General features: G+C 73.4%; 18 protein-coding genes and 1 pseudogene. 6 read left to right on the top strand and 13 right to left on the bottom strand.

Annotated features, from left to right (window positions below; translation table 11 throughout):
- The 5 genes and pseudogenes from FXF52_RS44160 to rsgA all read right to left on the bottom strand — a co-directional run.
- Nucleotides 1-159: pseudogene (locus FXF52_RS44160) on the bottom strand (phytochelatin synthase); the annotation flags it as partial.
- An 884-nt stretch (nucleotides 160-1,043) separates the two neighbouring features.
- Nucleotides 1,044-2,984 carry an excinuclease ABC subunit UvrC gene (gene uvrC / locus FXF52_RS24580; protein WP_148800537.1) on the bottom strand — a complete coding sequence of 647 codons (1,941 nt, stop codon included), beginning with the start codon at nucleotides 2,982-2,984 and terminating at the stop codon, nucleotides 1,044-1,046.
- 86 nt (nucleotides 2,985-3,070) lie between these two features.
- Nucleotides 3,071-3,556, bottom strand: a complete 486-nt coding sequence (locus FXF52_RS24575) for a Rieske (2Fe-2S) protein (protein WP_148800535.1) — start codon at nucleotides 3,554-3,556, stop codon at nucleotides 3,071-3,073.
- A gap of 183 nt (nucleotides 3,557-3,739) precedes the next feature.
- Complete coding sequence (gene uvrA, locus FXF52_RS24570) at nucleotides 3,740-6,682, bottom strand: excinuclease ABC subunit UvrA (protein ID WP_148800533.1); 2,943 nt, start codon at nucleotides 6,680-6,682, stop codon at nucleotides 3,740-3,742.
- Between the two features lie 204 nt (nucleotides 6,683-6,886).
- Nucleotides 6,887-7,966, bottom strand: a complete 1,080-nt coding sequence (gene rsgA, locus FXF52_RS24565) for a ribosome small subunit-dependent GTPase A (RefSeq protein ID WP_148800531.1) — start codon at nucleotides 7,964-7,966, stop codon at nucleotides 6,887-6,889.
- A 225-nt stretch (nucleotides 7,967-8,191) separates the two neighbouring features.
- Here rsgA and FXF52_RS24560 point away from each other — a divergent pair, with 225 nt between their 5' ends.
- Nucleotides 8,192-8,911 carry a maleylpyruvate isomerase family mycothiol-dependent enzyme gene (locus FXF52_RS24560; protein WP_148800529.1) on the top strand — a complete coding sequence of 240 codons (720 nt, stop codon included), beginning with the start codon at nucleotides 8,192-8,194 and terminating at the stop codon, nucleotides 8,909-8,911.
- Between the two features lie 7 nt (nucleotides 8,912-8,918).
- Nucleotides 8,919-9,572, top strand: a complete 654-nt coding sequence (locus FXF52_RS24555) for an MBL fold metallo-hydrolase (RefSeq protein WP_148800527.1) — start codon at nucleotides 8,919-8,921, stop codon at nucleotides 9,570-9,572.
- A 70-nt stretch (nucleotides 9,573-9,642) separates the two neighbouring features.
- Here the strand turns inward: FXF52_RS24555 and FXF52_RS24550 are convergent, their stop codons facing one another.
- Together FXF52_RS24550 and FXF52_RS24545 are read right to left on the bottom strand one after the other, a co-directional pair.
- The gene (locus FXF52_RS24550; protein WP_148800525.1) at nucleotides 9,643-10,266 is read right to left on the bottom strand and encodes a DedA family protein; all 624 of its coding nucleotides are present in this window, start codon (nucleotides 10,264-10,266) and stop codon (nucleotides 9,643-9,645) included.
- 99 nt (nucleotides 10,267-10,365) lie between these two features.
- On the bottom strand, nucleotides 10,366-11,052 hold the full coding sequence (locus tag FXF52_RS24545; RefSeq protein ID WP_148800553.1) for a methyltransferase: 687 nt from the start codon (nucleotides 11,050-11,052) through the stop codon (nucleotides 10,366-10,368).
- A 166-nt stretch (nucleotides 11,053-11,218) separates the two neighbouring features.
- Between FXF52_RS24545 and FXF52_RS24540 the strand changes: the two genes are divergently transcribed.
- A complete protein-coding gene (locus tag FXF52_RS24540; RefSeq protein WP_148800523.1) occupies nucleotides 11,219-11,422 on the top strand; it encodes a cold-shock protein in 204 nt (67 codons plus the stop codon).
- A gap of 69 nt (nucleotides 11,423-11,491) precedes the next feature.
- On the opposite strand, the gene FXF52_RS24535 is transcribed toward FXF52_RS24540, so the two are convergent.
- The 4 genes from FXF52_RS24535 to FXF52_RS24520 all read right to left on the bottom strand — a co-directional run bounded on the left by FXF52_RS24535 (nucleotide 11,492) and on the right by FXF52_RS24520 (nucleotide 16,753).
- Nucleotides 11,492-12,394 (bottom strand): hypothetical protein, encoded by a 903-nt coding sequence (locus FXF52_RS24535; protein WP_148800521.1) that lies wholly within the window; start codon nucleotides 12,392-12,394, stop codon nucleotides 11,492-11,494.
- A 169-nt stretch (nucleotides 12,395-12,563) separates the two neighbouring features.
- Complete coding sequence (locus tag FXF52_RS24530; protein ID WP_148800550.1) at nucleotides 12,564-14,219, bottom strand: CocE/NonD family hydrolase; 1,656 nt, start codon at nucleotides 14,217-14,219, stop codon at nucleotides 12,564-12,566.
- Between the two features lie 160 nt (nucleotides 14,220-14,379).
- Complete coding sequence (locus FXF52_RS24525; protein ID WP_148800519.1) at nucleotides 14,380-15,252, bottom strand: transglycosylase SLT domain-containing protein; 873 nt, start codon at nucleotides 15,250-15,252, stop codon at nucleotides 14,380-14,382.
- Nucleotides 15,253-15,283: 31 nt separating this feature from the next.
- Nucleotides 15,284-16,753, bottom strand: coding sequence for a DedA family protein (locus tag FXF52_RS24520; protein ID WP_148800517.1), 1,470 nt, complete (start codon nucleotides 16,751-16,753; stop codon nucleotides 15,284-15,286).
- Between the two features lie 130 nt (nucleotides 16,754-16,883).
- Here FXF52_RS24520 and typA point away from each other — a divergent pair, with 130 nt between their 5' ends.
- Nucleotides 16,884-18,752 (top strand): translational GTPase TypA, encoded by a 1,869-nt coding sequence (gene typA / locus FXF52_RS24515; protein WP_148800515.1) that lies wholly within the window; start codon nucleotides 16,884-16,886, stop codon nucleotides 18,750-18,752.
- A 121-nt stretch (nucleotides 18,753-18,873) separates the two neighbouring features.
- Here typA and FXF52_RS24510 read toward each other — a convergent pair whose 3' ends face one another.
- Nucleotides 18,874-19,539: a class I SAM-dependent methyltransferase gene (locus FXF52_RS24510; protein ID WP_148800513.1), complete on the bottom strand. Its 666-nt coding sequence runs from the start codon at nucleotides 19,537-19,539 to the stop codon at nucleotides 18,874-18,876.
- Between the two features lie 66 nt (nucleotides 19,540-19,605).
- Between FXF52_RS24510 and FXF52_RS24505 the strand changes: the two genes are divergently transcribed.
- Nucleotides 19,606-20,469 (top strand): serine hydrolase, encoded by an 864-nt coding sequence (locus FXF52_RS24505; protein WP_148800511.1) that lies wholly within the window; start codon nucleotides 19,606-19,608, stop codon nucleotides 20,467-20,469.
- Between the two features lie 49 nt (nucleotides 20,470-20,518).
- Here the strand turns inward: FXF52_RS24505 and FXF52_RS24500 are convergent, their stop codons facing one another.
- A complete protein-coding gene (locus FXF52_RS24500; RefSeq protein ID WP_148800509.1) occupies nucleotides 20,519-21,316 on the bottom strand; it encodes a tyrosine-protein phosphatase in 798 nt (265 codons plus the stop codon).
- Between the two features lie 44 nt (nucleotides 21,317-21,360).
- Between FXF52_RS24500 and FXF52_RS24495 the strand changes: the two genes are divergently transcribed.
- The gene (locus tag FXF52_RS24495) at nucleotides 21,361-22,458 is read left to right on the top strand and encodes a mandelate racemase/muconate lactonizing enzyme family protein (RefSeq protein WP_148800507.1); all 1,098 of its coding nucleotides are present in this window, start codon (nucleotides 21,361-21,363) and stop codon (nucleotides 22,456-22,458) included.
- Nucleotides 22,459-22,480 lie beyond the last annotated feature (22 nt).

Genomic DNA, 22,480 nt, shown 5'->3' with positions numbered 1-22,480 from the left:
CTCCCGCTCACCACTCTTGCTGGCCTGCGCCTGCGCCTGCGCGGCCGGCTTGTTGGCCGGGGCGGCGTGGGCGGCGATAGCGGGGCCGGCGATACCACCAGCGGTGGCGGCGACACCAGCAACGGTCAGGGCGGTCTTACGCAGAATGTCGGTACGCATGATGATGAAAACCTTTCGATCGGGGGAACGCGCACGCGCGAATGGGGGGTGCGCGGGTGTGCCGTGTGAAAGGGAAAGTCTGAAGACGGGGTGCCCGGCGGCGTGGCCTGCTCGGGGTGACCCGGGGATGTAACGACCGGGGGCCGGGGATCATTCCACCGGACTCCCGGGGGACCGGCCCGGGGGCTGCTGCTCGGGCGGCCGGGGGATGTAACCACGGCCGGGGGCCGATCATTCCGCCGCGCCCGTGGCCCGCCCGTTGACGGGGGCCGCAGATCCGGCGCGGTCAGCCATGTTCAACGCCGCGGTCCGGGGGATCATTCCGCCCTCGGGCGGCCGACCCATGGGACGCCAAGGCATAAACCGGACAGCCTGCCGCTGCGTCACGCGGCAATGGACAACCGACCCGATAGTGACTCACCGGCTCCCGGCATTCGAAGGGCGCCGGACAGTGAGGGCGTCGGACAGCCGGGGCCGTCCGAGATGTCACTGACGGTCACATTCTGCGACAGACCACACCAGCCACCTGCTCCCTTTGCTCTGCAGCCAGATACGCGGCACTCACGCAGCGTGGCCGGTGCGTATCTGGGTGCAGAGCAAAGCGGAGGCGGGGACAGTGTCGCTGCGGGAAGCCGGCAGAGAAAAGACCTGGTCAACCACTTCCAGCGGCTGACGCGCCCATTCATCACGGGTGCGGCTCGGTTACCGTGCGTGCCAGATGGCGGAACCGGCCGGCCGTCACGTTCTGTAGAACCACCTTCAACGGCAGGCGGGACGACCTTGACGCGGCGCACAATTGGCGGCCCGCACACCGTCGAGTGGCCAAACCGGGCGCATCGACGCCGTCCCGACGGGGACCTGGGCCATCGGCGGGTTCGGGCCGATCAGGGGGTGGGGGTCGGTTTGGCGCCCTCGTCGAGGGCGGCCAGAATCGCCTCGGCCGTCCGCTTCCCCACCCCGGGCACCTCGGTGATCTCCTCCACGGTCGCGGCGGAGAGGCGCTTGAGCGAGCCGAAGTGGCGCAGGAGCGCCTTCCGGCGTACCTCACCCAGGCCGGGGATGTTGTCGAGCGCCGACTCGGTCATCCGCTTCGAGCGCCGCTGCCGGTGGAAGGTGATGGCGAAGCGGTGCGCCTCGTCGCGGACGCGTTGCAACAGGTAGAGCGCCTCGGAGGTGCGCGGGAGGATGACCGGGAACTCGTCGTCCGGCAGCCAGACCTCCTCCAGCCGCTTGGCCAGCCCGCAGAGCGCCACGTCGTCGATGCCCAGCTCGGCGAGCGCCTGCGCGGCCGCCGCCACCTGGGGTGCGCCGCCGTCGACCACGACCAGCTGCGGCGGGTACGCGAACCGGCGCGGGCGCCCGGTGGTCGGGTCGATGCCGGGCCGGTCCGGGTCGCCCGCGGTCTCCTCGCCGATCTCCCCGGTCTCGGCGCGGGCGTCGAGGTAGCGGGCGAACCGCCGGCGGAGCACCTCGGACATGGCGGAGAGGTCGTCGCTGGCGCCCCGGATGATGAACCGCCGGTACTCGCTCTTCCGGGGCAGCCCGTCCTCGAAGACGACCATGCTGGCGACGACGTCGGTGCCCTGGATCTGCGAAACGTCGAAGCACTCGATGCGCAGCGGCGACGTCCGCATGCCGAGCGCCTCGCCGATCTCGTCGAGGGCCTTGCTGCGGGTGGTCAGGTCGCCGGCCCGCTTGAGCTTGTGCCGGGCGAGCGCGTCCTTGGCGTTGCGTTCCACGGTCTCCAGCAGCGACCGCTTGTCGCCGCGCTGCGGGACCCGCAGCGACACCCGGCTGCCGCGACGGGCGGAGAGCCAGTCAGACAGCGCGTCGACGTCGCCGGGCAGCTCCGGGACGAGCAGCTCGCGGGGGACGTCCGCCTCGCCCTGCTCCCCGCCGTAGACCTGGGTGCAGAAGTGATGCACCAGGTCGCCGGTGCTCACCTCCTCGGTCTTCTCCACCACCCAGCCGCGCTGGCCGCGCACCCGGCCGTCACGGACGTGGAAGACCTGGACCGCGGCCTCGAGCGGGTCGTCGGCGAAGGCCACCACGTCGGCGTCGGTGCCGTCGCCGAGCACCACCGTCTGCTTCTCCATGGCCCGGCGCAGCGCGGCCAGGTCGTCGCGCAGCCGGGCGGCCCGCTCGAACTCGAGCTCCTCGCTGGCCTCCAGCATCTCCCGTTCGAGCCGGCGGACCATGGTGTCGGTGCGGCCGGCCATGAAGTCGCAGAAGCCGTTGACGATCTCCCGGTGCCGCTCGGCGGTGACGCTGCCGACGCAGGGCGCGGAGCACTTGCCGATGTAGCCCAGCAGGCACGGGCGGCCGACCTGGCCGGCCCGCTTGAACACGCCGGAGGAACACGTCCGTGCCGGGAAGACCCGGAGCAGCAGGTCCAGCGTCTCGCGGATCGCCCAGGCGTGCGAGTACGGCCCGAAGTATCGCACCCCCTTGCGCTTGGCCCCGCGCATCACCTGCAGCCGCGGGTACTCCTCGTCCAGGGTGACCGCCAGGTACGGGTAGGACTTGTCGTCCCGGTAGCGGACGTTGAACCGCGGGTCGTACTGCTTGATCCAGGTGTATTCCTGCTGGAGCGCCTCGACCTCGGTGGCGACGGTGATCCAGTCGACCGACTCGGCGGTGAAGACCATCTGCCGGGTGCGCTGGTGCAGGTTGACCGGGTCGGCGAAGTAGGAGTTGAGCCGGCTGCGCAGGTTCCGCGCCTTGCCGACGTAGATCACCCGGCCGGTGCCGTCTCGGAAACGGTAGACCCCTGGCGACTCCGGGATGGTGCCGGGTGCGGGACGATAGGTCGAGGGGTCAGCCACGCAGCAAGCCTAGTCCGCACCCCCGACACCCCACCGCCGCCACGCGTCCCCCACCCCGGACCCGCGAGCGGGGGACGCCGAAGCGCTCAGGCGAGGGTGATCTGGTCGCCGGTGACCTTGATGTTCTTCGGCGGCAGGGGCCGGGTGGCGGGGCCCTGCTTCACCGCTCCGTCGACGATCGAGAACCTGCTGTTGTGGCAGGTGCAGTTGATGGTGCCGCCGTCGACGTTCGACACCGGGCAGCCCTGGTGGGTGCAGATCGGACTGAAGCCCTTGAACTGGCCCGGCTCCGGCTGAGTGATCACGACGCCCTTGCTGGCGAACACGGCACCGCCCCCGACCGGGATGTCGGTGGTCCGGGCCAGCGGGCCGATGCTGTCCCGGTTACCGCCCTCGGCGTCGCCGGCGCCGGTCGCGCCCGGGCCGCCGCTGGTCGGCGCCGAGGTCCCCGAACCCGCGCCCTCGTTGCCGCAGGCCGCGAGCACCACCGCCGCGCCAACCGCCCCAGCGCCCGTGAGCAGGGCCCGCCGCGTCCGCGTACCGGGCTCGGTTTGCACCTGATCGTCACTCATGTCCGGCCTTCCTCTCGACTGCCGCAGCCCATCGTGATCCGTGTCCATTTCTGGACACGGATCACTGTGCCGCACGGTTCATACAGGCGCGTCACGAAATGGGTGCCGAAGCCCGAACGCGCCGGATCCTGCCGAGGACGTGCGGCGGACCGGCGGGTCGTGCCGGGCCGCCGCACGGCCGGCTCAGCGGGCTCCGGCCGGCACCTTACGGGTACGCGACTTGGCGCCGCCGTTGGCCCGCGCCGCCCGAGTGGTGGCCGCCACGGCACCCTTGGCCTCGCCGTCGAGTTTGAGCATCGGACGCAGGAACTGGCCGGTGTGACTCTCCGGCACCTCGGCGACCTCCTCCGGGGTGCCGGTGGCGAGCACCGTGCCGCCCCGGTGGCCGCCCTCCGGGCCCATGTCGATGAGCCAGTCGGCCGTCTTGATCACGTCGAGGTTGTGCTCGATGGTGATCACGGTATTGCCCTTGTCGACCAGGCCCTCCAGCACCATCAGCAGCTTGCGGATGTCCTCGAAGTGCAGGCCGGTGGTCGGCTCGTCCAGCACGTAGACGGTCCGGCCGGTGGAACGCTTCTGCAGCTCCGAGGCGAGCTTGACGCGCTGCGCCTCGCCGCCGGAGAGCGTCGGGGCGGGCTGGCCCAGCCGGACGTACCCGAGACCCACGTCGACGAGGGTCTTGAGGTGCCGGTGGATGGCCGGGATGGCGGAGAAGAACTCGGCCGCCTCCTCGATCGGCATGTCCAGCACCTCGGCGACCGTCTTGCCCTTGTAGTGCACCTCGAGCGTCTCCCGGTTGTAGCGGGCGCCCTTGCACACCTCGCAGGGGACGTAGACGTCCGGGAGGAAGTTCATCTCGATCTTGATGGTGCCGTCGCCGGAGCACGCCTCGCAGCGGCCCCCCTTGACGTTGAACGAGAACCGGCCCGGGCCGTACCCCCGGACCTTCGCCTCGGTGGTCTCGGCGAACAGCTTGCGGATGTGGTCCCACACCCCCGTGTAGGTGGCCGGGTTCGACCGTGGCGTACGCCCGATCGGCGACTGGTCGACGCCGACGACCTTGTCCACGTGCTCCAGGCCGCTGACCCGGGTGTGCCGGCCGGGGACCAGCCGGGCGCCGTTGATCTGGTTGGCCAGGACCGCGTACAGGATGTCATTGACCAGCGTGGACTTGCCCGAGCCGCTGACCCCGGTGACCGCGATGAGTTGGCCGAGCGGGAAGCTCACGGTGAGGTTGCGCAGGTTGTGCTCGCGCGCCCCGTGCACCACCAGCTCGCGACCGGGGGTCTGCGGCCGGCGGTGGCCCGGCGTCGGGATCGCCTTCCGCCCGGACAGGTACGCCCCGGTGACCGACTCCGCGTTCTCCAGCAGCGCCGGCACGGAACCGCTGTGCACGATCCGGCCGCCGTGCTCGCCGGCGCCCGGGCCGATGTCGACGATCCAGTCGGCGACCCGGATGGTGTCCTCGTCGTGCTCGACCACGATCAGCGTGTTGCCCAGCCCGCGCAGCCGCAGCAGGGTCTCGATCAGCCGGTGGTTGTCCCGCTGGTGCAGGCCGATGGACGGCTCGTCCAGCACGTAGAGCACGCCGACCAGGCCCGAGCCGATCTGGGTGGCGAGCCGGATGCGCTGCGCCTCGCCGCCGGAGAGGGTGCCCGCCGGACGGTCCAGGGAGAGGTAGTCCAGCCCGACGTCGAGCAGGAACTTCAGCCGGGCGTTGATCTCCTTGAGCACCCGCTCGGCGATCATCTTCTGCCGGTCGGTGAGCTCGATGCCGGCCAGCAGGTCAGCCGCCTCGCCGACGGAGAGGTTGCAGACCTCGGCGATGCTCTTGCCGGCCACGGTGACCGCGAGCACCTCCGGCTTGAGCCGGGTGCCCCCGCAGGCCGCGCAGGGCACGTCCCGCATGTAGCCCTCGTACTTCTCCCGCGACCACTCCGACTCGGTGTCCGTGTGCCGGCGCTCGATCCACTGCACCACACCCTCGAAGCCGGTGTAGTAGGAGCGCTCGCGGCCGTACTTGTTGCGGTAGCGGACGTGCACCTGGTCGTCGGAGCCGTGCAGGATCGTCTTCTGCGCCCGCGACGGCAACGCCCGCCAGGGCGTGTCGATGTCGAAGTGCTCGGCCTCGCCGAGGGCCTCCAGCAGGCGGAGGAAGTATTCCAGGTTGTGCCCGGTCGCCCAGGGCTGGATCGCGCCCCCGCGCAGGGTGCGCTCCGGGTCCGGGATCACCAGCTCCGGGTCGACCTCCTTCTTGGTGCCGAGGCCGGTGCACTCGGGGCAGGCGCCGTACGGGGCGTTGAAGGAGAAGACCCGGGGCTCCAGGTCCTCGATCGCGAGCGGGTGGTCGTTGGGGCAGGCCAGGTGCTCGGAGTAGCGGCGCTCCCGGGCCGGGTCGTCCTCGGGCAGGTCGACGAAGTCGAGCAGCACCAGCCCGCCGGAGAGGCCGAGCGCCGCCTCGACCGAGTCGGTCAGCCGCTGCTTGGCGCTGGGCTTGACGCTGAGCCGGTCGATGACCACCTCGATGGTGTGCTTCTCCTGCTTCTTGAGCTTCGGCGGCTCGGTCAGCGGGTGCACCACGCCGTCGACCCGGGCCCGGGCGTAACCCTTGGCCTGCAGCTCGGCGAACAGGTCGACGTACTCGCCCTTGCGACCGCGGACGACCGGGGCGAGCACCATGAACCGGGTGCCCTCGGCCATGCCGAGCACCCGGTCGACGATCTGCTGCGGGGTCTGCCGGGAGATCCGCTCACCGCAGATCGGGCAGTGCGGCTCGCCGATGCGGGCGAACAGCAGCCGGAGGTAGTCGTAGACCTCGGTGATGGTGCCGACGGTGGAGCGCGGGTTGCGCGAGGTGGACTTCTGGTCGATGGAGACCGCGGGGCTGAGCCCCTCGATGAAGTCGACGTCGGGCTTGTCCATCTGGCCGAGGAACTGCCGGGCGTACGACGACAGCGACTCGACGTAGCGGCGCTGGCCCTCGGCGAAGATGGTGTCGAACGCCAGGCTCGACTTGCCCGACCCGGAGAGCCCGGTGAAGACGATCAGGGCGTCCCGGGGCAGGTCGAGACTGACGTCACGCAGGTTGTGCTCGCGCGCGCCACGGATGATCAGTCGGTCGGCCACGGTGCGTGTGCTCCCGGAGAAAGAATGTGAGGCGGATCTGTCCGCTCGGAGCCTGGTCTGAGCGGTTTTTCGACGTTGTCGAGGCGCAGGAAAACGCCCGAGCAACTCTAGCCCTGAGGTACGACAACTTTCGTCGTGCGCACATTCCCCCAGCTCACCCCGGTCGCGCCGGCCCCGGGCGGGCCGACGCGACCGGTGTTCGGCTCAGTATCCGCCGGGCGACGGCGGCGACGCCGGACGCGCCGTGCGCCGCCGCTCGCCCCGCCAGCTCCCCCGCCGCTCGGCGGCCACCCGGGCCTGTCGACGTCGGCTCTCGTACGCCACCTCGCGCTGGAGCCGGCGCCAGCTCTCCCAGCGCCGGACGGACAGCTCACCGCTGTCCAGCGCCTCCCGCACCGCGCAGGCCGGCTCGGCCTCGTGGGCGCAGTCGGCGTACCGGCAGCCGGCGGCGAGCTCGGCGATGTCCGCGAAGGCCCGGTCCAGCCCGGCCGAGCCGTCCAGCAGGCCGACCGCCCGGACGCCCGGAGTGTCCAGCACCGCGCCCCCACCGGGGATCGGCACCAGCGCACGCCAGGTGGTGGTGTGCCGACCCTTGCCGTCCACCCGCCGGATCGCCTGGGTCCGCATCACCTCCGCCCCGGCGAGGGCGTTGACCAGGCTCGACTTGCCCGCGCCGGACGGCCCGAGCAGGCCGAGGGTCCGCCCCGGCGCGACGTAGCGGCGCAGCGGGTCCAGCCCGCTGCCCCGCTCGGCGCTGACCGGCAGCACCGGAACCCCGGGGGCGGCGGCGGCCAGTTGCCGGGCGACCGCCACCGGGTCGGCGGCCAGGTCCGCCTTGGTGAGCACGAGCAGCGGCTCGGCCCCGGACTCGTGGGCCAGGGAGAGCAGCCGTTCGATCCGCGCGGTGTCCGGCTCGGGATGCACCGGCTCCACCACCGCGGCGGCGTCAAGGTTGGCGGCGAGCACCTGGCCGCTGGCGTCCTTGCCGGCGGTCCGCCGGATCAGCGCGGTGCGGCGGGGCAGCACCGCCTCCACGGTCACCGGCCCGTCCGGCCAGGTGGCCAGCAGCACCCAGTCGCCGGCGCACGGCAGGGCGGTCAGGTCGCGGGCGGCGGCGGCCAGCACCCCGCCGCCCAGGCTGGCCCGGACCGGGCCCTCGGGTCGGAGCACGGTGCAGACTCCCCGGTCGACCCGGGCCACCCGGCCCGGGCGGCGGTCGGCGCGCCGGCGTACGTGTGCCGCCCAGTCGGCGTCCCAGCCGAGGGCGGTCAGATCGAGTGTCATGGTGTCCTCATCGGTGTCGAGGGGGTTCATGGCGGAACACGCGTGCTACGACCGGCATGCTCACCACCTCCGTCCCGACTCCCGGTGCCGCGTTCTGCGACGGTAAGGGGCGCGTCGACGCGCCGAAAGCGATTTCCCCGACGACGCGGCGGCGCCGGACCGCTAGGGTCGGTTCGTGAGCGAGCGCAGCGAGCGAACCATCAGGCTCGACAGCGGGGTGGCGACGTGAGCAACGATCCGCTGCTGCTGACCGGCGAGGTGGACGACGCCACCGCCCGGTTGCTGCGTACCGTGGCCGCCTTCGACGCCGCGGACGTCGCCGCCGCCTCGCTGCTGCCGCGCTGGACCCTCGGGCACGTGCTGACCCACCTGGCCCGCAACGCCGACGGCTTCGTCAACCTGCTCACCGCCGCCCGCACCGGCGAGGCCGTCCCGATGTACGCCAGCCCGGCGGCCCGGGCCGCGGACATCGAGGCCGGCGCGGCCCGTTCACCGGACGACCTCTTCGACGACCTGCGCCGGTCCGCGGACCGGTTCGCCGAGGCGGTCGCCGCCACGCCGGCCGAGGCGTGGACCGCGACGGTGCAGACACCGCGCGGCCCCCGGGTGGCCGCCCTGCTGGTCTGGGACCGGCTGCGGGAGGTGGAGGTGCACCACGTGGACCTGGCCGCCGGCTACCGGCCCGCGGACTGGCCGGAGGCGTTCAGCCACCGGCTGCTGCACGAGGTCGCCGCCGACCTGGGCGACCGCGCCGCCGCACCCGCGATGGTGCTGCGCTTTTCGGGCAGCGGCTGCCATGAGTTGGGCATCGGCGACCGGGCCGGCGCGCCCACGGTCGCCGGCGCCGCGCCGGACCTCGCCGCCTGGCTGATCGGCCGCGCCGCGGGCGAGGTGCTCACCGTCACCCCCGACGGTCCCCTGCCGAACCCACCGGAATGGATATAGCTGTCCCATGACCTACACCGGAGACGTCACGCCCGGCGGCGAGCCGGCCGTCCGCGAGCTCGACCGGCTCACCATCACCAAGGTGTCGGTGGGTCCGATGGACAACAACGCCTACCTGCTGCGCTGCCGGGACACCGGCGAGCAGGTGCTGATCGACGCGGCGAACGAGGCGCCGCGCCTGCTCGACCTGGTCGGCGACGGCGGGCTCGCCGCGGTGGTCACCACGCACCGGCACATGGACCACTGGGTCGCCCTGGAGGAGGTGGTCGCCAAGACCGGCGCCCGCCCGCTGGTGCACGTCGACGACGCCGAGGGGCTGCCGATCCCCGCCGAGCCGCTGCGCGAGGGCGACACGGTCGCGGTCGGTGACTGCGCCCTGGAGGTGATCCACCTCAAGGGCCACACCCCGGGCTCGGTCGCGCTGCTCTACCGCGACCCGTCCGGCATCCCGCACCTGTTCACCGGCGACAGCCTCTTCCCTGGCGGCGTCGGCAACACCGAGCAGGACCCGGAACGGTTCGGGCAGCTCATCGACGACGTGGAGCACAAGCTGTTCGACCGGCTGCCGGACGAGACCTGGTTCTATCCGGGGCACGGCAAGGACAGCACGCTGGGCGCCGAGCGCCCCGCCCTGCCGCAGTGGCGCGCCCGCGGCTGGTGAGCGATCCGCCGGCGCCGGCCTGCGGTCAGCGGTCTGGCGCCGGCGGCGGTCAGCGGTCCGGCCGGTCCGCTCAGGAGGCGGCGCCCGCGGCGGTCACCGCCCGGAGCCGGTGCCGGGTGCCGAGCAGCACCGGACCGGCGAGCAGCAGGCCGACCGCCATGGTGAACACGGTCGGGTTCGGCGCCCCGGGCAGCAGCCCGGTCAGCGCCCGCGCGGTGACGCCGAGCGCCACGTAGAGGCCGGCCCACAGCGTCGCGCCGAGCGCCGCGCAGGTGGCGAACCTCCGGTAGGACATCTGCAGGCCGCCGGCGGCCAGCGGCAGCAACGCGTTGAACACCGGCAGGAACGGCGCCACCAGCACCATTCGGCCGCCGCCACGGTGCAGCAGCGCCTCGGCGGCCACCCAGCGCGACTCGCCGATCCAGTCGCCCAGCCGGCTGCGCCGCAGCCGCTCGCCCCAGCGCCGCCCGGCCAGGAAGCTCAGCGACCAGCCGGCGAGGCAGCCGGCCACCACCGCCGCCACGGTGGCCAGCCCGGTCGCCGGCCGGCCCGCGCCAACCGCGGCGAGGACCGCGGCGTCGCCGGGCACCAGCACCCCGACCAGGGGTACGGCGTCGGCGAGCATGACCATACCCAGCAACCCCATCAGCAGGGTGGTGGGCAGCTCCCCGACCTGGGCCAGCAGATCCGTCATGCCGCGTACGCTATGGCCTCCCGTGCGGGGGCACATCCGGCTGGATCCCCCAGCGTCCCCTGATTCCGCCTCGGGGTCGCCCCCGAGCGGCCGGACGGGTCACCGGGGACGCAGCACCTGCACCCGGCGTACCGGGGAGTCGACGGAGGGCTCGGTGGTCGGCACCGGGTAGCTCGCCACCACCTCCAGCCGGTCCGGTGGCAGGTGTCCCCGGTCGGGGTCGCCGACCAGCACCTCGACGCCCCGATCGGCGGCCCGCTGTAGGAACGGCAGCATCCGGTCGGCCAGCGCGGCGTCGTAGAGCACGTCCCCGGCCAGCAGCAGGTCGGCGCGGACGGTGCCGTCCAGCAGGTCGCCGGCGGTGGCGGCCACGGCCACCCGGTTGGCCCGGGCGTTGACCGTGACGGCGGCGACCGCGTACGGGTCGACGTCGTTGGCGACCACCCGCTCGGCGCCGGCCAGCGCGGCGGCGATGGCCACCAGCCCGGAGCCGGCGGCCAGGTCGAACACCCGCCGGCCGGCGGCCAGCTCGGGGTGGTCGAGCAGGTGGCGAGCCAGCGCCTGACCACCGGCCCAGACCGAGGCCCAGTACGGCGGCGGCAGCGGCCGTCGGGCGGCCGCCTCCATCCGGGCCCACCACAGGATCGCGTCCTCGGCGACGTGCAGCCGTACCTCGGGCACGAACGGCGTGGCGACCAGCCGGAGCCGGTCCGGCCCGCCGCCGGGCACGGCGATCTCCCGCTCCAGGTCGGCCAACGCGGTCTGTGCCCTCACTCGGGCAAGCATGCCGGGCGGGGCCGCCATCCGGAGGGATTTTCCCGCTCGGCGCGTATTCGCGAGGCACGCCGCCACTTCCGCCAGCAGATCCCGGTTCGGCCGGTTACTGTCGGGAAGGTACAGGGCGATCATCGGCCGCGGCCGGTGCTCACCCGCTTTGAACAGGGAGAGACGCATGGCAACCGGCACGGTCAAGTGGTTCAACTCGGAAAAGGGCTTCGGCTTCATCGAGCAGGACGGTGGGGGTCCGGACGTGTTCGTCCACTACTCGGCCATCCAGACCAGCGGCTACCGCGAGCTGCAGGAGGGGCAGAAGGTCGAGTTCGAGGTGACCCAGGGCCAGAAGGGCCCGCAGGCGGACAACGTCCACCCGATGTAGTTCCGTGCCGGCGGCGGCGGTCGGGGAACCCGACCGCCGCCGAAGCACATACCGCGCCGCCGTCCCGGGTCAGGCGGCCAGCCGCCGGGACAGCTCCTCGGCGACCTTCGGGGCGATCTCCGGCGACAGCGCCGCGGCGATCGCCTCCGGAGTGAGCTGCGCCAGCAGCAGCGGCGCGAGTGCGCCGGCCAGCGCCTGCACGTCGACCGGCTGCCGGCCGGCGAGCGTGGCCAGGTCGGCGCGGACGCCGTTCACCTGGTCCACCAGCCACACCGGCTGGCCGCCGCCCTTGAGGTCGCTGCGCACCTTGGTGCGGCCGTTGGCGATGGCTTCCATCCGCCCGTCGGTGTACCCGGACTGGCTGACCAGTGTGGGCAGCACCGCGGCGAGCTGGTTGAGCACAGCGGCGTGCGCGTCGGTGAACTGGGCCATGTCGTCCTCCAGGAGTCCGATGCCGGTCAGGTAGCGGCGGAACAGCGGGGTCTGGTCCCGGCCCGCCCTGGTGGAGTCGCGGAAGAAGCTGAAGTGGGTGTGGGTCAGGTGGCTGGAGTCGCCGGTGGTGCGCTTCCGCAGCCGGTCCCACCGCTTCACCACCTTGCCGTCCGGCGAGTAGATGATCTCTCTGATGTCCCGGGTGTCGGCCGCGCCGTCGACGCACTGCGCGACGCACCAGGTGGAGAAGGTACGCAGGTTGTGGGTGCCGCCGCCGGAGCGGACGGTGAACATCCCGACGTCCAGGGCGGACGCGTCGAGGGTCAGCCCGGAGGAGTCCCGGGTGGACTCCACCACGGAGTAGTCGTTCGTCACCACCCGGTCGGAGCCGCAGTGGTATCCGCCCCGGTGGTTGGCGTCGCCGACGATGCCGACCTCGCCGGGTTCGAGATCCGCCGGCCGTACGGTGTTCTTGTCGACGTTGAGGTGGGCGAGCAGCAGGTTGCGGACGGCCAACAGGTTGTTCGGGGCCCGCGTCATGGGATTCCCCCCCCTTGTGGATCGTCAGCCGGCCGGGCACGACAATCACTGGGCGTGAGGCGGACGGTCCGGGGACGCGTCCGGCCGGGATGGTGCACGGCGCCGGGCAACTGCCCCGAGAATATCCACGCCGGAAGACAATTGCCCAGCTCAGAGGCACTATCTGGAACTAAGGCCGGGCTGCGGACGGCGCCGCGGCCTGCGGGAGCAGCAGGGCGGACGGGTGCGCGGGGTCGTGCAGGACCTCCCGCCACCCAGCACGGAGGGTGACCGCGGTGCCCAGCGGTTCCCCGGTGCCGGGGTTGCGCGCGTAGCGCGGGTGCGCACCGCCGGACACCTGGACGCGGAGCCGGTGCCCGGGCGCGAAGCGGTGCGCGGTCGGCCAGAGGGTGACCGGCACCCGGACCGCACCGGAGGGATCCGTGGGAAAGCGCCCCGGCGCCACCCGGACCAGGCCGTCGCAGACGTTCCAGGACCGGCCGCGCCGGTCCACGTCGCAGAGGCGTACGAAGACGTCCAGGTAGGAGAGTTCACTGCGGACGTGGATCTCGGCGCGGACCGGGCCGACCACCTCGACCGGGCCGTCCAGGGGCTCGCTGGTGTACGTCAGCACGTCGGGCCGGGCCTCCACCGGCCGGTTGTCCACGGCGCCGGCGCGCTGGGCGACCAGGAGCGGACCACCGAGCGACGGGGTGGGGTCGGCCGGGTCGTACCAGATCCGGTCGGGCGGGGACGACGACGGCGGGGCGGGGCCGAGGGCCCGACCGGCGTGCAGGTGCCAACGGGTCGGCACGGCCGGCGGCGGCCAGTCGGGCAGGTCCCGCCAGCCGCCGCCCACACCCCCGACGTGCACCCGGACCGGGGCCCGCCGACCGGTCGGGCGCCCGGCCAGGTGCTCGTCGAGCCAGTCCAGTCCCTCCCGGAGGGCGGCCACCAGCAGCCCGGGGCTGCCATGGGTCCACGGGCCGACGGTCAGCCGGGGCCGGGCCCCGGCCGACCGGAGCCGGGCGTAGTCGTCGAGCTGGGCGGGGAGGAAGATGTCGTGCCAGCCGCTGATCATCGACACCGGCGCGCGCACCTCGGCGATCCGGTCGCCGAAGACCCGCAGCCGCCAGTAGTCGGCGTCCGGGGTGTGGTGGCGCAGCCACTCCTGGAAGAACGGCACCGTCACCCCGGTGGCGATCCGGTCCGCCTCGGCCAGCGGCAGGTGGGCCAGCGCCCGGGTCAACCGGGGCTGCCCCCGCTTCAGCTCCCACTGCCGGGCCAGCCACGGCACCGTCTGCGCCTGCAGCAGCTCCGCCCAGGTGAGCACGGTGTCCAGGGCGAAGGACTCCCCCGCGTACGTCGAGTCCCGGGTGGCCGAGGCGGTCACCACCGCGACCATCGCGGCCAGCTCGTCGGCCGCCTCGGCGGCGAGCGCCCACTGCACGAAACCCTGGTAGCTGGCGCCGAACGTGCCGAACGACCCGGACCACCAGCGCTGCCGGCGCAGCCAGTCCAGGGTGTCCAGGCCGTCGTCGCGCTCGTGCACCAGCGGGGCGAACTCCCCGCCGGAGCCGTAGGTGCCCCGGCAGGACTGGATCACCACGTGGAAGCCGCGCTCGGCGACGAGCCGGCCCAGCAGCCGGATCGGCCCGCCCCGCCCGTACGGGGTGCGGATGAGCACGGTGGGCGCGCCCGGCAGGTCGGGGGCGTAGTGGTCGGTGCGCAGCGTGACCCCGTCGCGCACCCGGACCGGGAGGTCCCGGGTCACCGCGACCCGCCGGGTCCGGGCGGCGGGCAGCCGCAGCGCGGCGGTGGCGAGCCGGGCGAGCAGCCGGTCCACGCTCACTTCACGGGGGGGTCCCGCGGCGGCCGGGTCGGCGCCGACGCCCGCGCGCCGGTGGTCCCGCCGCCGGTACCTGCGCTGCGCTGCCACGGCTCGCTGATGCCCCCTTGTCCGCCCGGTCCGGGTTGCAGCATAGAACCGGTCCCCGCCGGTCAGCTCAGTAGCTCAGGCAGACGCACTCGGTCATCAACGCCCGCACGTTGCGCACGTACTGCGGGTTGGGGATGGTGAGCGGCTCGCCCTCCTGCGCCACCGCGTACGGCCCGTAGTTGTAGGCCGCGATGATGGCGTTGAGCAGGCAGGAGTTCAGCTCGCTGGTGCACAGCGAGGCGTCCAGCCGGTAGTCCGACTCGAAGTACATGTCGCCGATGTACTTGGTGAGCCAGGCGAGGTAGTTGGCCCCCAGGTACGCGTTGTCCCGGTAGGCGTTGATGTCGTACGACTCGCCGAAACGCTGGTTCATCCAGTCCGCGGTGGCTGGCATGACCTGCATCAGCCCGATGCCGCCGTCGCAGGCCACGATGTTGGACTGCCAGCCGCTCTCCTGCCAGGCGGTGGCCTTCAGCAGGTTGAGCGGGATCCTGATGTCCGGCGCGGAGGTCGGCCAGTAGGTCTTCGCCGCCGCGTCGGACAGGGCGCTCTTCACCTGGCTGCGGGTCGCCTGGGTGCCCCGGTAGCTGGGCTGGCAACCACTCGGCGCGGGCTTCGGCGGTGGCGGCGGGACCTTCGTCTCCGTCGGCGGCTTCGGCTTGGCCAACGGGCCGGAACTGGTCCGGGTGGGCTTCGCCGTCGGTTTCCTCGTCGGCGTGGCGCTCGGGCTGGGCGTGGCGCCCGGCGCCGCGCCCATCGCCTCCACCGCCGGCGGGGCCTCGCTCGGCTCGTCGGCGGGTGTCTCGACAGGCGCCTCGCTGGGCAGCTCGACCGCCACCTCCCGGGCCGGGCGCTCCTCGCCGCCGCACCCGCTCACCGCACCCGACAGCAACAGCCCGGCGGCCACCGCCGTGGCCCATCGGCCCAGTTCTCGGCGCATCAGTCCCTCCCCCGGGGTCGTCCGCGGCACCCTAGCAAGGATCGGCGGGTCCCCGGGGGGCGTGCGGCGCCGCCCCGGTCGGGCGCGGCAGGGGCAGCTGCCCCGGGCGGGGCGGCTCGTCCGCCCCGCCGGGCTCCGCTGTGGGCGGCGGGTCGGCCACGCCGACGGCCCGGTCCCGGGTGGCCCAGGCGACCATGAACACCGTGGTCCAGGCGGCCCCGAGCAGGACGGACGTGGCGGTGCCGCTGGCCGTGCTCCAGCCCAGATAGAGCCGGGCGCCGCCGACGGCGAGCACCCCGGCCACGGCGGCCGTCCACACCGCCACCGCGACCGGCCAGCGCGCCGGGCGGGACAGCAGCCAGGCCAGCGTGCCGAAGCTCGCCGTCACCACCGCGGTCTGGGTGGGCAGCAGCGCCGGCGTGTCGCCGGGGCCGCCCGGGCCGGTCAGGTCGGCGACCACGGCCAGCACGACCAGCGGCACGAACGCCCCCATCGTGCCGACCACGCTGAGCAGGTCCGCCCGCCAGGGGCGGCCGCGCCAGGCCAGCACGGCCGCGACGACCGCCACCGCGGCGATCAGGGACGACCCGCGCAGCACCGAGACCACGGCCACCGCCGCGTCGGCCACCCCGGTGGTACGCCGGGCGGCGAACCAGTCGGCGATGAGGCCGTCGACCACCCCGAGCCCGCTGTGCCGGACCACCGCCTCCAGCACCACGGCGACGGCCAGCCCCGCGGTGAAGAGCAGCACCAGACCGGCGGCGAGGTTGAGCAGCAGCGTCCAGGCCGGCCCGACCCGCATGGTGACCAGGAAGAACAGCACCCCGTACCGGGCGCGCAACCAGCGCAGCGGGGGCAGGGCGGCCGCCCGGGCGGCCAGCGCCCGGGCCGGGTCCGGATTACGGCCGAGCCAGCGGCCGGCCAGCACCACCCCGGCCAGGCAGAGCAGCAGGACCAGCACCGCGCCGGTGGCCCGGCCGAGGAGTTGGGACACCCGGGCGTACGACTCGCCGGCCGCGTACCCGGCCAGCACGGAGGCGCCGACCCAGCTCACCACCCCGGCCAGGTTCCACGGCGCGAACCGCCGGTACGGCAGGCCCGCCGCGCCGGCCAGCCGGGGCGCCAGGGTACGGGCGAAGGCCACCCAGCGGGCGGCCAGCACGCCGCGACCGCCGAGCCGGTCGAGCAGCGAGTCGGCCCGCTGCCACCGGTCGGCGCCGATCCGGGCGCCGAGGCCGGAGGCGCGCAGCCGCGGCCCGTACCGGCGGCCGGCCCGGAAGGCGAGTGTGTCACCGATCACGGCGGCGGCCGTCATGGCCAGCAGCGCCGGAATAATCCGCAGCGTCCCCGCGTAGGCTAAGAAGCCGACCAGCAGCAGGGTCGCCTCGCCCGGCACCAGCAGCCCGAAGATCACCGCGGTCTCGCCCGCGACGATCATCGCGGCGACCAGGTAGATCAGCACGGCCGGCAGGCCCTGCAGCCACGTCAGCAGGTCAGGCATCCGGTCCCCCGCACGAGGGCCAGCATGCCAGTCGCTGGAACGGTCGGAACAGCAGTTTCGGCAGAGATCCGGGCGATCTCGGGGTGACCCCGACACGCGCCCGGCAACCGCAGACAGGAGTATGGAGGGTATGCAGCTTCGCACCGACCTCCGCAACGTCGCCATCATCGCCCACGTCGACCACGGCAAGACGACCCTGGTCGACGCCATGTTGCGGCAGGCCGGCGCCTACGGCGCCCGCGGTGAGGTCACCGAACGGGTCATGGACTCGATGGACCTCGAACGGGAAAAGGGCATCACCATCCTGGCCAAGAACACCGGCGTGCACTACCTGCCAGCGGACGGTTCCGACCCGGTCACCATCAACATCATCGACACCCCGGGCCACGCCGACTTCGGTGGCGAGGTCGAGCGCGGCCTGACCATGGTCGACGGGGTGGTGCTGCTGGTCGACGCCAGCGAGGGCCCGCTGCCGCAGACCCGGTTCGTGCTCCGCAAGGCCCTCAAGGCCCGGCTGCCGATCATCCTGGTGATCAACAAGGTGGACCGCCCCGACGCCCGGATCAAGGAGGTCGTGGACGACACCTACGAGCTCTTCCTCGACCTGGACGCCGACGAGGAGCAGATCGACTTCCCGATCGTCTACGCCTGCGCCCGCGACGGCATCGCCTCGCTGACCCAGCCCGCCGACGGCGCGGTGCCCGACGACAGCCACAACCTGGAGCCGCTGTTCCGCACCCTGCTGGACACCATCCCGGCGCCCGCGTACGAGGAGGACGCGCCGCTGCAGGCACACGTCACCAACCTCGACGCCTCGCCGTTCCTCGGCCGACTGGCGCTGTGCCGGGTCCGGCAGGGCACCATCAGCAAGGGCCAGACCGTGGCCTGGTGCCGCACCGACGGCAGCACCCAGCGGGTGCGCATCTCCGAACTGCTGATGACCGAGGGCCTGGAGCGCAAGCCGGCCGAGACCGCCGGCCCCGGCGACATCATCGCCGTCGCCGGCATCCCGGACATCATGATCGGCGAGACCCTCGCCGACGCGGAGAACCCGACCCCGCTGCCGCTGATCACCGTCGACGAGCCGGCCATCTCGATGACCATCGGCACCAACACCTCGCCGCTGGTCGGCCGGGTCAAGGGCGCCAAGGTCACCGCCCGGATGGTCAAGGACCGCCTCGACAAGGAGCTGATCGGCAACGTCTCGCTGCGGGTGCTGCCCACCGAGCGCCCCGACGCCTGGGAGGTGCAGGGCCGCGGCGAGCTGGCGCTGGCGATCCTGGTCGAGCAGATGCGCCGCGAGCAGTACGAGCTGACCGTCGGCAAGCCGCAGGTGGTCACCCGGGAGATCGACGGGAAGACCTGCGAGCCGGTCGAGCGGCTGACCATCGACGCCCCCGAGGAGTACCTGGGCGCGATCACCCAGCTGCTGGCCACCCGCAAGGGCCGGATGGAGCAGCTGGTCAACCACGGCACCGGCTGGATCCGGATGGAGTGGCTGGTCCCGGCCCGGGGCCTGATCGGCTTCCGCACCGAGTTCCTCACCGAGACCCGCGGCACCGGCATCCTGCACCACGTCTTCGAGTCGTACGAGCCGTGGTTCGGCGAACTGCGGACCCGGGCCACCGGCTCGCTGGTCGCCGACCGCTCGGGCGCGGTCACCGCGTTCGCCATGACCAACCTGCAGGAGCGCGGCCAACTCTTCGTGGAGCCCGGCACCGAGGTGTACGAGGGCATGATCGTCGGGGAGAACTCCCGCTCCGACGACATGGACGTCAACATCACCAAGGAGAAGAAGCTCACCAACATGCGCTCCTCGACCTCCGAGGAGACCGAGAAGCTGATCCCGCCGCGCAAGCTGTCGCTGGAGCAGGCCCTCGAGTTCTGCCGCGAGGACGAGTGCGTCGAGGTGACCCCGAGCGCGGTCCGTATCCGCAAGGTGATCCTCGACCAGACCCAGCGCGGCCGCCTGGCCGCCCGCCGCAAGCACGCCGGCTGACCCCCGGCCCACCCCGGAGCCCGGACCGCCCCCGGCGGCCCGGGCTCCGCCGTCTCCACCAGCAGATCGAAATCGCCGCCCGCCTCATGATCAACGCAGGCCGGCCCGACGGGGGTGAGGATCAGGCGGGTTTGGTGGCCTGGAAGGCCAGCATGTCGGGTATAGCGGTGGAGCCGGACTCCTCGACGCGGGTCACGGTGAGGCCGGCGGCGGTGACCGCGTTGAGCAGGTCGGCCAGGGGCAGGTGCCAGGCGCCCACCCGGGCCCGCACCCCGCTCGAGTTCCACGACCGGAAGCTGCGGTCCCGCTCGGCGTACCCACCGTCGATGACGATGCGCGCCGGGTCGGAGCGGTCGGCGAACGCACCACAGAAACACGGGTGCACGCCGATGTGGACGAAGCGCCCACCGGGGGCGAGCACCCGGGCGGCCTCCGCGATCACCGCCGGGTAGTCGGGCAGGTCGGTGTGCCCGAGTACGCAGGTGACAGCCGGCACGCTCCCGTCGGCCACCGGGAGCCGGGCCGCATCGCCCCGGGCCACCGGCAGCCGGTCACGCGCATACCGCAACTGCCCGCCGGACAGGTCGACCCCGACCGGCGCCCAGCCCAGCCGGCGCAGCTCGGCGGCGTGCACCCCGGTGCCGCAGCACAGGTCGAGACAGGAACCCGGCCCCTCCCCGAGCAGGTCGGCGAGCCGGCGGCGGACCCGCGTCATGTAGTCGGCGGAGGTGTCGGAGGCATACTGCTCGTACCAGTCGGCGATGGCGTCGTACGCGGCGCTCGTCATCCGCGCACGCTAGCCCGACCACCCGCCGGCCCGCAGCCCCGCCGCTGATCGGCTACGGTCACCCGCATGACCTGGGAGGATCTCGACTCGCACCTCGACAAGGTGCCGGGCACCGTCTCCGCGTACGTGGGGCGGCTGGGCGCCCGGCCCACCTGGACCCGCCTGCCCGACGCCACCCACTACGCGGCCAGCACCATGAAGGTCGGCGTGCTGGTGGCGCTGCACCGCGCCGCCGAGGCCGGCCGGCTGGACCTGGACGCGCCGGTGCCGGTGCACAACGGCTTCGACTCCGCCCTGCCGGGCGCGCCCCGGTTCGCCAACGACCGGGACTACGACAACGACGACGCGGTCTGGGCGCGCGTCGGCGCCAGCGCGTCGCTGCGCTGGCTCGCCGAACGCATGATCGTCCGATCCAGCAACCTGGCCACCAACATCATCATCGGCGCGGTGGGACTGCCGGCGGTGGCCGAGGCATGGACGCTGAGCGGGGCGCGGCACAGCGTCACCGGCCGCGGCATCGAGGACTCCGCCGCCCGGGAGGCGGGCATCGACAACCTGGTCACCGCGGCCGACCTGGCCGCCCTGCTCGGCGGACTGGCCCGCAGCGCCCGGGAACCCGGCCCGCTCGCCTCCCCGGCCGGCTGCGCGTCCATGCTGGACGTGCTGTTCGCCCAGGAACACCGCGAGGACCTCGCCGCCGGCCTGCCGACCGGCACCCGGATCGCGCACAAGAACGGCTGGGTACGCGGCATCCGGCACGGCGCCGGCGTGGTCTTCCCGGCCGACGCGCCGCCGTACGTCATCGTCGTGTGCACCACCACCGACCTGGCCGACGGCGGCCCGAGCGGCGAGGAGGAGGACGACGCCTGCCGCCTGATCGCGCACGTCTCCGCACAGGTCTGGGAGTCCCGGCACGACCTGGCCGACTGACCGCACCCCAGCCCGCCGGCCCGCGCCTCGGCGGGCCGGCGGCCGGGACTCACTCCAGCAGGTGCGCCCGCAGCGCGGCGACCGTCTCGTCGGTCACCCCCAACCCGTCCCGCAGGTACGCCCCGAACGAGCCGTGCACCCGCCGGACCTCGTCGTACGCCGCATCCAGGTACTCGGGCCGCACCTCCAGCAGCGGGCGCGCGCTCGCCGCGTCCAGGTCCGGCCGGCCCCGGGTCATCGCCACCAGCAGCACCTCGCGCAGGCTCTCGGTCAACTCGTTGTGCCGCAGGTAGTCGGCCCGAATCGCCGCCTCGTCCACGCCGAGCGCGGTGAGCAGCACCACCGACAGCCAGCCGGTCCGGTCCTTGCCGGCCGAGCAGTGGAACAGCAGCGGCAGGTTCGCCCCGTCGGCGGCCAGCCGCACGGCCGCCCCGAACCCGGCCCGGGCCGACTCCCCGGTGACGAACCACCGGTAGATCGCCGCCATCGCCGCCGGCACGCCCTCCCGGGCCAACTCCTCGTACGCGCTCAGGTCATGGCCGAGCAGCACCGCCGAGACGTACGTGAAGACCGGGTGAGCCGCGTCGTACACCGGCAGGTGCACCACCCGCGGCCCGCCCGCGAGACGGTCCGGCGGGGCGACCTCCTGCTCGCTGACGTGCCGCAGGTCCACCACGCAGGCGGGGGCCAGCCTGCCCAGCACCGGAAGGTCCTCGTCGGCGAGCCGGCCCAGCGCGGCGGTGCGGATCAGCCGGCCGCGGCGGACCCGCCGCCCGTCGGATGTCGGCAGGCCGCCGAGGTCACGCGCGTTCGGCGCGCCCACCAGTGCCCAGTCCCGTTCCGCCATCGGCCCTCCCCAGTGCCCGGCAACCTGCATATAGGGTGCCCCACATGACGATCGCCGCGGTACGCACCCACCGGCTCTCCGCCCCCTTACACACCCCGTTCGTCACCGCGCTGCGCCGCACGACCACGGTGGACACGCTGGTCGTGGAGGTGATCGACAGCGACGGACGGTCCGGGTTCGGCGAGGCCCCGCAGGTCTGGCAGGTCACCGGGGCGTCCATCGCCGGCGCCGAGGCCTGCGTCCGGGACCTCCTCGGCCCCGCGCTGACCGGACGGAACGCCGACGACCTGCAGGCCCGCTGCGCCGAGGTGCGCCGGGCGGTGGTCGGCAACGAGTCCGCCAGGGCGGCCGTCGACGTCGCCCTGCACGACCTGGCCGCGCGGCGGCTCGGCGTACCACTGGTGCGGCTGCTCGGCGGGACCAGCCTGCGGGTCCCGACGGACGTCACGCTGGCCGCCGGCGACGCGGTGGACCTGGCCGCCGCCGCGAAGCAGCGCCGGGCCGAGGGGTTCACCGTGCTCAAGCTGAAGGTCGGCACCGACGCCCGGGGCGACCTCGACCGGGTCCGCGCGGTCCGGACGGCGGTCGGCCCAGACGTACGCATCCGGTTGGACGCCAACCAGGGCTGGACGCCGCGCGAGGCGGTCCGGGTCATCCGGGGCATCGAGGACGCCGGGCTCGACGTCGAACTGGTCGAGCAGCCGGTCCACCGGCGGGACCTGGACGGGCTGGCCTGGGTCAGCGGCCGGGTCGACCTGCCGATCCTCGCCGACGAGTCGGTCTTCGACGTCCGCGACCTGGTCGAGGTGATCCGACGGCGGGCGGCCGACAGGGTCAACGTCAAGCTGGCCAAGTGCGGCGGCCTGCACACCGCGCGGACGCTGCTCGACCTGGCCGCAGCGCACGGGATGGGCACCATCGTCGGCTCGATGATGGAGAGCGCGGTGGGCGTGGGCGCCGCGGCCAGCCTGGTCGCCGCGTACGGCACCACCGCCGTCTCCGACCTCGACGCCGCGTGGTGGCTGGCCTGGTCGCCGGTGCAGGGCGGAATCCGGTACGACGACGCGACCGTCCTGCTGCCCGACGCGCCCGGCCTCGGCATCTCGGCCGTGAGTGAAGTCAATGTTCAGCCGCGCGGTTGAGGGCTGGCGGAATTTTTCATAG

The sequence above is a fragment of the Micromonospora sp. MP36 genome, from assembly GCF_008119785.1.
Classification (GTDB): Bacteria; Actinomycetota; Actinomycetes; order Mycobacteriales; family Micromonosporaceae; genus Micromonospora.
This window is presented reverse-complemented; position numbering and strand designations above follow the sequence as displayed.

Excerpts from the sequence above, each read along its gene's own strand:
- FXF52_RS24575 (WP_148800535.1), bottom strand. The coding sequence starts at position 3,556 with ATGAGTGACGATCAGGTGCAAACCGAGCCCGGTACGCGGACGCGGCGG.
- rsgA (WP_148800531.1), bottom strand. The coding sequence starts at position 7,966 with ATGACACTCGATCTGACCGCCCTCGGCTGGGACGCCGACTGGGCGGCA.
- FXF52_RS24555 (WP_148800527.1), top strand. The coding sequence starts at position 8,919 with ATGACCTACACCGGAGACGTCACGCCCGGCGGCGAGCCGGCCGTCCGC.
- FXF52_RS24550 (WP_148800525.1), bottom strand. The coding sequence starts at position 10,266 with ATGACGGATCTGCTGGCCCAGGTCGGGGAGCTGCCCACCACCCTGCTG.
- FXF52_RS24545 (WP_148800553.1), bottom strand. The coding sequence starts at position 11,052 with ATGCTTGCCCGAGTGAGGGCACAGACCGCGTTGGCCGACCTGGAGCGG.
- FXF52_RS24540 (WP_148800523.1), top strand. The coding sequence starts at position 11,219 with ATGGCAACCGGCACGGTCAAGTGGTTCAACTCGGAAAAGGGCTTCGGC.
- FXF52_RS24535 (WP_148800521.1), bottom strand. The coding sequence starts at position 12,394 with ATGACGCGGGCCCCGAACAACCTGTTGGCCGTCCGCAACCTGCTGCTC.
- FXF52_RS24525 (WP_148800519.1), bottom strand. The coding sequence starts at position 15,252 with ATGCGCCGAGAACTGGGCCGATGGGCCACGGCGGTGGCCGCCGGGCTG.
- FXF52_RS24520 (WP_148800517.1), bottom strand. The coding sequence starts at position 16,753 with ATGCCTGACCTGCTGACGTGGCTGCAGGGCCTGCCGGCCGTGCTGATC.
- typA (WP_148800515.1), top strand. The coding sequence starts at position 16,884 with ATGCAGCTTCGCACCGACCTCCGCAACGTCGCCATCATCGCCCACGTC.
- FXF52_RS24510 (WP_148800513.1), bottom strand. The coding sequence starts at position 19,539 with ATGACGAGCGCCGCGTACGACGCCATCGCCGACTGGTACGAGCAGTAT.
- FXF52_RS24505 (WP_148800511.1), top strand. The coding sequence starts at position 19,606 with ATGACCTGGGAGGATCTCGACTCGCACCTCGACAAGGTGCCGGGCACC.
- FXF52_RS24500 (WP_148800509.1), bottom strand. The coding sequence starts at position 21,316 with ATGGCGGAACGGGACTGGGCACTGGTGGGCGCGCCGAACGCGCGTGAC.
- FXF52_RS24495 (WP_148800507.1), top strand. The coding sequence starts at position 21,361 with ATGACGATCGCCGCGGTACGCACCCACCGGCTCTCCGCCCCCTTACAC.